The organism is Erwinia amylovora (assembly GCF_017161565.1).
In the GTDB taxonomy this organism is placed as follows: Bacteria; Pseudomonadota; Gammaproteobacteria; order Enterobacterales; family Enterobacteriaceae; genus Erwinia; species Erwinia amylovora.
The window spans coordinates 57,574-69,147 of sequence record NZ_CP066796.1 but is presented as its reverse complement, the minus strand read 5'-3'; the positions used below and the strand labels follow the sequence as shown (position 1 = coordinate 69,147).

The 11,574-nt window shown below is 52.7% G+C and carries 10 protein-coding genes; all 10 read right to left on the bottom strand.

Features of this window, described 5'->3' with window-relative positions; genetic code table 11:
* Positions 1 to 28: 28 nt before the first annotated feature.
* Positions 29 to 826: a cellulose biosynthesis protein BcsQ gene (gene bcsQ / locus JGC47_RS00310; RefSeq protein WP_004161059.1), complete on the bottom strand. Its 798-nt coding sequence runs from the start codon at positions 824 to 826 to the stop codon at positions 29 to 31.
* Complete coding sequence (gene bcsO, locus JGC47_RS00305; RefSeq protein ID WP_004161060.1) at positions 817 to 1,347, bottom strand: cellulose biosynthesis protein BcsO; 531 nt, start codon at positions 1,345 to 1,347, stop codon at positions 817 to 819. Before bcsO ends, bcsQ begins: the two co-directional genes overlap by 10 nt.
* Before the next feature lie 606 nt (positions 1,348 to 1,953).
* Positions 1,954 to 2,955, bottom strand: coding sequence for a dipeptide ABC transporter ATP-binding subunit DppF (gene dppF, locus JGC47_RS00300; RefSeq protein WP_004161061.1), 1,002 nt, complete (start codon positions 2,953 to 2,955; stop codon positions 1,954 to 1,956).
* The gene (gene dppD, locus JGC47_RS00295; protein WP_004161062.1) at positions 2,945 to 3,931 is read right to left on the bottom strand and encodes a dipeptide ABC transporter ATP-binding protein; all 987 of its coding nucleotides are present in this window, start codon (positions 3,929 to 3,931) and stop codon (positions 2,945 to 2,947) included. The genes dppF and dppD overlap by 11 nt, the downstream gene beginning before the upstream one ends.
* Before the next feature lie 8 nt (positions 3,932 to 3,939).
* Positions 3,940 to 4,842, bottom strand: coding sequence for a dipeptide ABC transporter permease DppC (dppC, locus tag JGC47_RS00290; protein WP_004161063.1), 903 nt, complete (start codon positions 4,840 to 4,842; stop codon positions 3,940 to 3,942).
* Positions 4,843 to 4,851: 9 nt separating this feature from the next.
* Positions 4,852 to 5,871, bottom strand: a complete 1,020-nt coding sequence (gene dppB, locus JGC47_RS00285; RefSeq protein WP_004161064.1) for a dipeptide ABC transporter permease DppB — start codon at positions 5,869 to 5,871, stop codon at positions 4,852 to 4,854.
* Between the two features lie 204 nt (positions 5,872 to 6,075).
* Positions 6,076 to 7,686 (bottom strand): dipeptide ABC transporter periplasmic-binding protein DppA, encoded by a 1,611-nt coding sequence (gene dppA, locus JGC47_RS00280; RefSeq protein ID WP_004161065.1) that lies wholly within the window; start codon positions 7,684 to 7,686, stop codon positions 6,076 to 6,078.
* Positions 7,687 to 8,207: 521 nt separating this feature from the next.
* Positions 8,208 to 8,666: a hypothetical protein gene (locus JGC47_RS00275; RefSeq protein ID WP_013036311.1), complete on the bottom strand. Its 459-nt coding sequence runs from the start codon at positions 8,664 to 8,666 to the stop codon at positions 8,208 to 8,210.
* A 428-nt stretch (positions 8,667 to 9,094) separates the two neighbouring features.
* Positions 9,095 to 10,762 (bottom strand): kdo(2)-lipid A phosphoethanolamine 7''-transferase, encoded by a 1,668-nt coding sequence (gene eptB / locus JGC47_RS00270; protein ID WP_004161068.1) that lies wholly within the window; start codon positions 10,760 to 10,762, stop codon positions 9,095 to 9,097.
* 310 nt (positions 10,763 to 11,072) lie between these two features.
* Complete coding sequence (locus JGC47_RS00265; protein ID WP_004161069.1) at positions 11,073 to 11,501, bottom strand: organic hydroperoxide resistance protein; 429 nt, start codon at positions 11,499 to 11,501, stop codon at positions 11,073 to 11,075.
* Positions 11,502 to 11,574: the final 73 nt, after the last annotated feature.

The following is an 11,574-nucleotide window of genomic DNA, read 5'->3' as shown; positions in this document are numbered from 1 at the left end:
CCTCCCTGCCCAATAATCAATCCGCCAGCTAATGGTTATTTAACGGGGCGTGCATTTCCCCGTTGCCGACTTTGATATCAAGCACTGCCATAAGGCGCTGACCGATCAGTTCAATATCAAAGGCGGCGGCGGAAACCGGATTAAATTCGAAAACAGACTGTTGTGACGCGTTAGCTTCTGCCACGCTTTCATCCCGGTTAACCACGCCCATTAGCTTTTCGCCAAGGCGTTGCTGCATAAAGGCGGTGACATCGCGGCTGATATGTCGGCGGTTGTCGCACTGGTTAAGCACGAAGGAGTGGCCGGCACGTTGATTCAGCACGCCGCCGATCATTTTTTCATTTTCAATCTGCGGCAACAGCGCCAGCGAGGCGGTATCAGCCATCAGCACCACCAAATGCAAATCAGCAAGCGCCGTCATTGCCTTTAATGCCGGCCCCGGCCCCGGCGGAAAGTCGGCAATAATGATCAGCCCCGGATAGTTGAGTACGGTATGCAGCCCCCTGGCAACGAAGTTAGCGTCTTTGGTCAGACGATCTTCAAAGTCAAGGCGTTGTTCCTCTGTGACTTCACCGTATGGCAAGACGAAAATATTGCCGCCGGTAGTGAGGATAGACTGGCTCCAGTCAGATGATTGCGCCGATTTCGCCACAAAACCACGACCGTCAGACAACGGGACGCCAAAGTGCAGGCGCAAAGCATTCTGTACATCAAAGTCAATGGCAAGCACTTTACTGCCGCCGCGAGCAAGAGCGTGGGCGAGGTTAGCCACCATGGTGGTTTTACCCACTCCGCCTTTAGGTGAGCAAACACAAACTAACGGCATGAGGCAATTTTCTCCAGCAGGGGGGATAACAACGTGTCTTTCGACAGTGCACCGGACGCCGATGCAACGGGCGAGCGGAATAACTGACTGCCGCCGGGGGTGATCCGCGCCGTGGCGATCTCTGGCCGGGCTGCGGGCGCGTCTTCGTTAACTTTAACCGCCGGTTGCACTGCCAGCGGAGTAGCCTCAACCAACGGTAAAGAAGCAGCAATACTGTCCAACAGCGTTGCACCGACCTTGTCTGAAGCCCCCGGCGCCGCAGTGAATGGCCGGCTGCTGAAGGGCTTTAGCGGTTTTTCACTGACCGGGTAAGCCGTAAAGGCAGCAGGCCCCACCGCTTGCGGTGCATCAATGAGTGGAATGTTATGCAATACCGACTCTGCACCTTCGTCCGCCAGCTGTTTAATCAACGGCCAGGGGCTACTTTTGGCGTTAAAAAAATGCTCGGACATGTCTTTAAAATCAATTTTTTTTGTTTGTGTTTTTTCTTTAAAACGCTGCAGGTCATCATAACTTTTCATCAGTATGATCCCCAAGGTAGGAAATTTGAAACGAATGTAACACAACAGCGGCAATAACACATAATTCTATTAAGATTAATCTTACAAGATAAGAGTAATCCCATTAAAAACAATTATTAAGAATAACCCAAAGCCGATAATCAATTTATTTAATGAGGCCCGATTATCCTGAACGAAAGGTGGCATTAATTAGCCATGTTATTCCATAGCTTTACCCTGTCCTGATTTATGTTATTACAATGCATAAAACATTTACCTTTATTTCACATCTCGTTTTCCATTTTTTATCTCACCCTCTGCTGGTCTCCTCCGCTGTTTGAAAAAATTTGCCGTAACAATCAACAAAGCGTCTCAACAGAACCGAGCTTCATTGCCAGCAAGCAACCGGACAGAATCAGTCACCGGCAGTCTGCTTTTGATCCAACTAAGCAGCCGCGAAGGATTCATGCATTTTTCTTAAGCATGCCACGCTGTCTGTCAGGAATATGGGCAAAAACGCGGGAGAATGATAAACAAAATCACTGTTTAAACAGAGGATGGGGAAGAACGTCGCGACCGCCGACCGTTTGACAATAAGGGGGGCAACCAGCGCCCCCCGGGCAGCATTCAGGGTAACCGACCTTCGTCCTGCTCGACGGCAAAACAGGCGATTTGCTGGCCAGCGAAGTTTTGCAGCTTAGGCTGCAGCTGTACACAGGTGCCAAAGCGGCGGCGACAGCGTGCATTAAACGCGCAGCCCGGCGGTGGATTGAGCGGGCTTGGCAGCTCTCCGGTCAGTTTGATACGCTCGCGGCGCTGGTCCGGGTTAAGGCGTGGGGTCGCCGACAGCAGCGCCTGCGTGTAAGGGTGGCGCGGATTGGCAAAAATGGCCTCTTTACTGCCCTTCTCCACGCAGCGACCGAGATACATCACCATCACCTCATCGGCAATATGCTCCACCACTGACAGATCGTGAGAGATGAAGATGTAAGACAGGCCGAGGTCCTGTTGCAGATCCATCATCAGATTCAGCACCTGCGCACGCACTGAAACGTCCAGCGCCGATACCGGCTCGTCGGCAATCAGCACGTCCGGATCCAGCATTAATCCACGCGCGATGGCAATACGCTGCCGCTGGCCGCCGGAGAACATATGCGGGTAACGGTCGTAATGCTCGGTTTTCAGCCCCACCTTCGCCATCATCTCCAGCGTTTTCTCCCGCCGTTCGGCACGGGTCAGGCTGGTATTAATCACTAAAGGCTCTTCCAGGATCTGGCTGACCTTTTTGCGCGGATTAAGCGATCCGTACGGGTTCTGGAATACGATCTGAATTTTCTGACGGCGCAGTTTCGCCGCCTGCGGATCGTGCAGCAGCAGATCCTGGCCCTGATAAAACAGCTGACCTTCCGTTGGGGGTTCAATCATGGTCAGCAGGCGGCCCAGCGTGGATTTACCGCAGCCGGACTCCCCCACTACCGCCAGCGTTTTGCCGCGCTCCAGGTCAAACGATACGCCATCAAGCGCTTTGACCAGCTGCTGCTGGCCAAACAGCCCTTTTTTCACCGGATAGTGCTTTTTCAGATCGATAGCCTGCATCAGCAGGGTCGGTTTATCGTGTTCAGGCTTCATAAGAGGGCCTCCCGGCATCGTCCAGAGGGAAATGACATTTGGACTGCCGCCCGGCAATATCACGCAGAGGGGGTTCTTCACTACGGCAGCGCTCTTTAGCATAGGGGCAGCGTGGATTCAGCAGGCAGCCGTTCGGCCGATCGTACTTGCCGGGCACTACGCCAGGCAGTGACGCAAGCCGCGCTTTATCAGCAGCAAATTCCGGCAGCGCACGCAGCAACGCCTGAGTATAGGGATGGCGCGGAGCCTTGAAGATATCCCGCGCTTTACCGGTTTCTACCACCTGGCCGGCATACATCACAATAATATGCTGCGCGGCTTCTGCCACCAGCGCCAGATCGTGAGTGATCAGGATCAGCGCCATATCTTCCTGGCGTTGCAGATCGAGCAACAGCTCAATGATCTGCGCCTGAATGGTCACATCCAGCGCGGTGGTCGGCTCATCGGCAATCAGCAGCTTTGGCCGACAGGCAATCGCCATCGCGATCATCACGCGCTGGCTCATGCCGCCAGACAGCTGGTGCGGGTAGACATCCAGTCGCGAAGCCGGGTCCGGGATGCCCACCTGATCCAGCAGATCGATAGCACGCTGGCGTCGGGTACGGCGATTGCCGCCCTGATGCACCTTGATGGCCTCCATGATCTGGTAACCCACGGTGTAACACGGGTTGAGGCTGGTCATCGGGTCCTGGAAAATCATCGCCACTTCAGAACCCACCAGCTGGCGGCGCTGTTTTTCGGAGAGCCGTTGCAGATCGCGCTGATTAAACTCCAGCTTCCCGGCCATCACCTTGCCGGGATAGTCAATCAGCCCCATGATCGCCAGCGAACTGACGGACTTACCGGAGCCGGACTCACCGACAATCCCCACTACCTGGCCCTGTTCAACCTGGTAGCTGATGCGGTCTACGGCGCGGAACGGTGCGTTTTCGTCGCCGAAATGCACCGAAAGCTTATCTACAGTTAATAGTGCCATCTCGCTGCCTACTGTTTGAGTTTCGGGTCCAGAGCGTCGCGTAAGCCGTCGCCCATCAGGTTAAATGCCAGTACCGTCAGCAGGATCGCCACCCCAGGGAAGGTGACCACCCACCAGGCACTTTGCGCAAACTGCAAGACGTCGGAGAGCATGGTGCCCCATTCCGGCGTAGGCGGCTGCGCGCCCATACCCAGGAAACCCAGCGCGGCCATATCCAGAATGGCGTTGGAGAAACCGAGAGATGCCTGCACGATCAGCGGTGCCAGGCAGTTTGGTAAAATGTTGACGAACATCTGGCGCAGCATACCGGCCCCCGCCACGCGCGATGCCGTGACGTAATCTCGCGTTACCTCGACCAGCACCGCCGCGCGGGTCAGGCGGATATAGTGCGGCAGCGCCACAAAGGTCAGTGCCAGAGAAGCATTGACGATCGACGGGCCAAAAATGGCCACCAGTACCAGCGCCAGCAGCAGGCTGGGCAGCGCCAGCATGATATCCACCAGGCGCATAATCGCGGCGTCAATTACGCCGCCAACATAACCGGCGATCAGGCCAAAAATCACCCCCAGCACCAGCGACAGCACCACCACCAGGCAGCCGACCAGCAATGACAAACGCGCACCGTAAATCAGGCGCGACAGCACGTCACGACCGACGTCATCGGTGCCAAAGACATATTGCCAGCTGCCGCCTTCCTGCCAGGCTGGCGGGCGCAGCAGCGCATCGCGGAACTGCTCTGCCGGCGCATGCGGGGCCAGCACGTTGGCGAAAAGGGCGATAGCGATCATCAAAACCACGTAAACCAGGCCAATAACGGCACCTTTGTTACGCTTAAAGTAGTGCCAGAATTCCTGTAACGGGGTCATCGGCTTGGGTGCAGCATCAACGCTGCCTGGTTCCACAACAGACATGTTGGCCCCTTATTTCTTGTGACGGATGCGCGGATTAACCACGCCGTAAAGCAGGTCAACCAGCAGATTGACGAGGATAATCAAGGTTGCCACCATCAGTACGCCGCCCTGCACCACCGGGTAGTCGCGGCGCTGCAGTGCATCAATTAACCAGCGCCCGAGACCGGGCCAGGAGAAGATGGTTTCGGTGAGAATGGCTCCAGCCAGCAACGTACCGACCTGCAGGCCGATCACCGTGACCACCGGCAGCATGGCATTGCGTAAGGCATGCACCACAATCACCCGCATTGGCGTCAGCCCTTTGGCACGCGCGGTACGAATATAGTCTTCACCCAGCACTTCCAGCATCGCCGAACGCGTCATGCGCACGATGACCGCCAGTGGAATGGTTCCCAGCACGCTAGCGGGCAGGATCATATGCATCACCGCATCGTTGAAATCGCCGGGTTCGCCCCAAATCAGGGTGTCGATCAGCATAAAGCCGGTCAGCGGCTGGCTGTCATCGAGGAACACGGTGTCGGCAATTCGCCCGGAGACCGGGGTAAGATTGAGCTGCACCGATACCAGCATGATCAGCATCATGCCCCACCAGAAAATTGGCATTGAATAGCCGGTTAATGAAATGCCCACCACGGTATGGTCAAAAATGGAACCCCGTTTGACCGCAGCCAGCACGCCAGCCGGAATACCAACGGCAATGGCAAACAGCATCGCACAGATCCCCAGCTCCAGCGTGGCCTTGAAGCGCGGTATGAATTCGTCCCACACCGGCACACGGCTCTTCAGCGACAGCCCCAAATCGCCATGCATTACGCCATTGATATAGGTGATGTACTGCTGCCAGAGAGGCTTGTCCAGACCGAGCTGAGCCATCAGCTCGGCGTGGCGTTCGGCGGAGATACCGCGCTCGCCGACCATAATCATCACCGGGTCACCGGGGATCATATGAACAAACGCGAAGGTTAACAGGGTGATACCAATAAACGTCGGGATAACAAGCCCCAGACGTCGGAGTATGAATTGCAGCATATTCCGGATTCTCTTGTATTTCCCGCCGACTGTAACCGACAGGATTATTATTGCTCACATCTTGCGCGCGGTTATACCCGTGGGTATTTAACCACTCGCGACGCAGAAAATGCGCCTTGACGACCGTTTTGCCTGCTGGCAAGAAGGGCCGGATTAGCCCGGCCCTTTGCAAAGGTGTACAGCCGGTATGCACCGGCTAACACATTACTCCTGGATATCAACGTTCTCGAAGTGGTGTTTGCTCAGTGGATCAACAATATAACCCGATACTTTTTTGCTGACCGGCTCGTAAACCGTCGAGTGCGCGATAATCAGCGCGGGCACCTGGTCGTGCATCACCACCTGCGCCTGCTTGTAATATTCAATGCGCTTGTTGTGATCGGCTTCGGCGCGCGCTGGCTGGATCAGATCTTCAAACGGCTTGTAGCACCAGCGTGAGTAGTTCGAACCGTCTTTGGCGGCAGCACAGCTGAACAGGGTGGCGAAGAAGTTATCCGGGTCGCCGTTGTCACCGGTCCAGCCCATCATCACGGTTTGATGTTCACCGGCTTTAGCACGCTTAAGGTATTCACCCCATTCGTAGGTGACGATTTTGGCTTTGACGCCAATCTTCGCCCAGTCGCTTTGGATCATTTCCGCCATACGGCGCGCGTTCGGGTTGTACGGACGCTGAACCGGCATCGCCCACAGATCGATAGTAAAGCCGTCCGCCATGCCCGCTTCTTTCAACAGCGCTTTGGCCTTTTCCGGGTCGTAGGCGTAATCCTGAATACTGTCGTTGTAGCTCCAGATGGTTGGCGGGATCAGGTTCTTCGCCGACTGCCCGGCCCCCTGATAGACCGCTTCGATAATCGCTTTTTTATTCACCGACATCGTCAGTGCCTGACGCACCTTAAGATTATCCAGCGGCTTCTTCTCGGTGTTGAACGACAGATAACCGACGTTCAGCCCCGGAATCTGCATCAGGTTGATATTTTTATCTTCCCTCATGCGCGCCAGATCGGCCGGATTCGGGTACGGCATCACCTGGCACTCGCCCTTTTGCATTTTGGCGTAACGTACTGAGGCATCAGGCGTAATGGAGAACACCAGACGGTCTGTCTTGGGTTTGCTGCCCCAGTAGTCCGGGTTGGCTTTATACAGGATGCGCGAGTCTTTCTGATATTGCAGCAGCTGGAACGGACCGGTGCCGACAGGATTAAGATCCAGCTTCTCCGGCGTGCCGGCTTTCAGCATATTATCGGCATATTCAGCGGAGAGGATCGACGCGAAGTCCATGCCGAGATCCGCAAGGAACGGGGATTCCGGACGATTCAGTTCGAAACGTACGGTAGCATCATCGACTTTAACAATTTTGCTGATCAGCTTCGGCATATCCATGCCTTCAAAGTACTCATAGCTGCCGCCGGAAACCCCGTGATATTTGTTGTTCTTGTCCAGCTGGCGCTCGAACGAGAACACCACGTCATCGGCATTTAAATTGCGTGTGGGTTTGAAATCTTTGGTGGTCTGCCACTTCACGCCCTGGCGCAGATGGAAGGTATAAGTTTTGCCATCGGCGCTGACGTCCCATTTTTCCGCCAGGCCTGGCTCAATTTCGGTTGTGCCGACTTTGAATTCAACCAGACGGTTGTAGATCGGCACCGAACTGGCGTCGTAGGTGGTACCCGAAGTAAACAGCTGTGGGTTGAAGCCTTCTGGCGAACCCTCAGAACAGTAAACCAGAGTTTTCGCCTGAACGCCTGTAGCGATCGTCAATGCAATGGCGCTGAGAGCCACTTTCAGCATGCCGAATTTAGCCAGGGGAATACGCATTTTTATACTCCAGTAGTGATGTGTGTTGTGTGCATTACGCCGGCCGATAGTTTTTTTAGATGACCTGTGCGTGTCGCCTTACAGCATCAGTAAACAGCGGGAGCTGCTGTCCTCAGGTGGCCAGAAGATCCCCATACCTTTTGTACTGAGGCTTCAATTTGTCAATTGTTGCAAGGTACGTCAATACAGGCTTAAGTTTTTTACTCAGAGTGTGTGATTCAGCAACCAAATATAAAAAAGTCATTAAGACCTTTCTCCAGCGTAAAGATCAGCGCGTTAAGCCAAAGCGCCAGTTTGAACCACTTTAAACAGGCATATTAGCAGCGTGTTACTCTGCAAATAAACGTGTGAAATAATCTGCAAACCACGCCGTTACACACGATAAACTGATATAAACCGCGCTGTGACAGATAAAAACGCTGCAACGCAGAGATAAGAAATGGTCAACCTGACGAAGTTGACCATAAGTAAAATGCGTAGCGAATTAAGTGGCAGAAGACTGGATACTGGCCCAGGTTGGCTTAAACAAGATTTTCTTTGCCATAGAGGTGAATGATCGCTTTTCTAAAGGGATCACGATAAAATTGAGGGGGATAATCCGCGTTTGGGTTTACCGGTGATACGTAAGGGCGTGGCAGAGAATCGCTTTCATCTATCCTGCTATATTTTACTTCTGTCTCTATGCATGCCTGATTAATCGCAAGCTTTGCTGTGTGAGCTTCGTATTTTTTCAATTTCATCATCAGACGCGTTTTGATTTCAATATATTTCATCGTTTTATTACAATCGCCCCTGCTATTTTTTAACTTTATCTGTACCCTTTCCAGGTTGCTTTGTGCTTCTGCGTTTTTAACTGAAAGCAGTTTGCGTGCAAACTGGAGGTTTCTGTTATCTATATTTGCCCGCATGCACGCTGAATCGGTACTGCGAAACAGATGGGCTTTAACAAAATCTACTGGTGAGGATATAAAAAATAACATACTAAAATTCCTTTTCATTGGACAAGTTATATCCGCTTTAAACACACTTTTAGTCCTGCATCGCTGCCGGGGTTCTCTGGCAGCTTAAGAAATAAAGTGTAATGGCGGATTAACGTCACTTATGGATGAGTTTAAATATTTCTGACAGCACTATTGAACATATCACACATCATCTTAATAAATAAAACAGTGAACGACCTGGTGAAATAATGGCGTTAATTACATGAGTAAAAAAATTGTGTTTCGCGGAGAATTAAATACGGCCAGAAATATGAGTTTTTCTTACGGGAGAAATATGAGCCAGGCAATAAGTAAGCACTTTTTATCTGCAACTATTGTCATCCCGGCACAGTGCAGGGTGAGCCGTTATTACTAATCAGTGGGATCGGGTGGGGCCGTCGTTGTGGTGCAGACGGCCCCTGGAGAGATTATGGCGCGGCACACCAGTTATTAGACTGATTTATGCCACCATCGGGGGACGTGTAGCCAAGGCAGCCTAAAATGGTGTCAAACAGTTCAACATGGCGGTGGGTTTTACCCGCACGCTGTTGTGCCTGTAACTGCTCAAAAGCACGCTTATTCTGCGCGTCGGCAAGATACTTATCCGATGCCCAGACTATCATCGGCACACGGAATTGCTCCGGCGGTGCCATATTGCGCGGCGTACCGTGCAGGTGCATATTGTCGCTGATCGATTCGCCGTGATCGGCGGCATAAAACACAATTGCTTTCTTATCCCGCAGCTGGTCAAACACGCTGTCAAGCATGGTGTCAACGTACCGAATCGAGTTGTCGTAAGCGTTGATCAGCATCTCTTTGCTGCAGGTATCGTCCACGCCCATACACTCCGGCTGGTAGTGGGCAAATTCGCGTGGATAACGCTGCGAATAGAGATAATGAGAGCCTTTGGTATGCAGTATGACCAGATGTTTACCTTTGGCATGGTCATCTATTGATGACTTCAGTTCCGGTATCAACAGCATATCGTCTACCGATTTACCCTGATTACGTTGCTCGGAACCAATCTGCTCGCGGAAGGCAAAGCTGTCCGCATTGGTGTTGTTGTAAAACCAAACTTCACTCTGCATTGCGTACAGGTCAGAACTAAAGCCCAGTTGTTTCAGCACCGCAAACACATTCTGCTCTTTGAGCGTGCGGGCCGGGTTATCCTCGGTTCCCCCTTCACGCACAAACATGCAGCGCAGCGATAGCTTGGTGGAGGTATCGCAGGACTCACCGCGAAACGCCACCAGATTCTTCTCTTTCGCCAGCTTTGGCGTGGTATCGCGTGCATAACCCAGCAGGCCCATATGGTCCCAGCGCGTGGTTTCACCAATAACGAACACCACATAGGTATCATCTAATCCGTCAGGGGCGTGATAAGTAAACTTTTTCGCCGGATCGAACAGGTTATCACTGGCCATATGCTCGTCGTAGCTGGTGTAGGCAAGCAGCCCCAGCGCCGTCAGCCAGTTAGACGGCAGATAGGAGTGCGCCACGACGCCGCCGTAGCTCGGAAGATCGATATTAGTCTGCTTCTCGTTAGCGCTTTGTGCTTTATCAAAATAACGGATGGGTAGCCAAATCAGCAGCACGGCCAGCAGCAGCATCAACAGCGGTTTGCAACGCTGCCCGGGCGTTTTTATCTGTTCCAGAAGCGTCAGGCGCAGTCTGCTGCGCCAGATCGGTATCAGCGGAATAAGACTGATCGGCACCATCCACAGCACAAAGTGGTATCCGACCACCTCTTTTGACAGGTCGGTGTCGGTGGTCATCACCGAGGCGACAATGCCGTAGCCGATGACAACATTAAAGAAGGTCATGTAGTAACTGGCGGCAACGGATATCACCACCAGCAGGCTGACGGATACGCGCCAGAATAGTTTCCCGCCCAGCGACAGCAGGCGCAGCAGGAAGAAAGTCAGCAGCACGGTAGCCACGACTTCAGCCAGCGCGGACATCCATTGCAGGGTAGCAAACTTAACGAGGAAGGGGTCAAAGCGACGATAAAATACCGGAATATTTAAAAACAGCCCGATATAGAGAGCCAGCAACAGCGACAGCTTTTGCTGGGTACACATTTTAATATAATTCATTCAAACTTAATCCTGGCCTAATCGGAACAATTGCTAAACACCATCTGAACGCTAATCAGACCCTGGCTCTACACCAGAGTTCACCGGATTGACCGTTAAACCTCAGGAACGGGTATAAACAGAGGAATCTGATAACCGGGAGGAAGACGAGGTGACGTTGCAGGCGGCTAGTTAAACATACTTACGCCTGCGCGTCTGTTTACAGGACAAAATTAGCTGTTTTACGACAAATATAGGGATTTTCTGATTAAAGCAGGTAAGGCCCACGCATCCGGGACTGGCAGCCCCGGATATATAACTTTATGCAGGCTTAGTTGATGATGTTCAACGTCACGTCAATATTGCCGCGCGTGGCGTTAGAATAAGGACAGACAATATGCGCCGCATCGACCAACTTCTGTGCTTCCGTGCCGTCCATACCCGGCAGATGAATATTCAGCGTGGCTTCAATGCCAAACCCGGTCGGTAACGGACCAATTCCGACTTCGCCTTCGATAAAGGCGTCTTTTGGCATAGTGAATTTATCGCGACCGGCAACAAACTTCATCGCGCCGAGGAAACAGGCAGAATAACCGGCAGCAAACAGCTGCTCCGGGTTGGTCGCTTCACCACCTGCACCGCCCATCTCTTTTGGTACGCCGAGTTTGATGTCCAGCACGCCGTCTGAGGAAGTCGCACGGCCATCACGTCCACCGGTGGCTTTTGCTTTTGCGGTATAAACAACTTTTTCTAATGACATAGTGAAGCTCCTGAGTTGGTTTACTTGCGATTAAATAGCACGCTATTTATAAAACTGGGTATGATAATTATTT

What these genes read in the sequence shown, in the direction of transcription:
- bcsQ (WP_004161059.1), bottom strand. Translation starts at nt 826, where the DNA reads ATGCCGTTAGTTTGTGTTTGCTCACCTAAAGGCGGAGTGGGTAAAACC.
- dppA (WP_004161065.1), bottom strand. Translation starts at nt 7,686, where the DNA reads ATGCGTATTCCCCTGGCTAAATTCGGCATGCTGAAAGTGGCTCTCAGC.
- dppD (WP_004161062.1), bottom strand. Translation starts at nt 3,931, where the DNA reads ATGGCACTATTAACTGTAGATAAGCTTTCGGTGCATTTCGGCGACGAA.
- bcsO (WP_004161060.1), bottom strand. Translation starts at nt 1,347, where the DNA reads ATGAAAAGTTATGATGACCTGCAGCGTTTTAAAGAAAAAACACAAACA.
- dppB (WP_004161064.1), bottom strand. Translation starts at nt 5,871, where the DNA reads ATGCTGCAATTCATACTCCGACGTCTGGGGCTTGTTATCCCGACGTTT.
- JGC47_RS00275 (WP_013036311.1), bottom strand. Translation starts at nt 8,666, where the DNA reads ATGTTATTTTTTATATCCTCACCAGTAGATTTTGTTAAAGCCCATCTG.
- dppC (WP_004161063.1), bottom strand. Translation starts at nt 4,842, where the DNA reads ATGTCTGTTGTGGAACCAGGCAGCGTTGATGCTGCACCCAAGCCGATG.
- dppF (WP_004161061.1), bottom strand. Translation starts at nt 2,955, where the DNA reads ATGAAGCCTGAACACGATAAACCGACCCTGCTGATGCAGGCTATCGAT.
- eptB (WP_004161068.1), bottom strand. Translation starts at nt 10,762, where the DNA reads ATGAATTATATTAAAATGTGTACCCAGCAAAAGCTGTCGCTGTTGCTG.
- JGC47_RS00265 (WP_004161069.1), bottom strand. Translation starts at nt 11,501, where the DNA reads ATGTCATTAGAAAAAGTTGTTTATACCGCAAAAGCAAAAGCCACCGGT.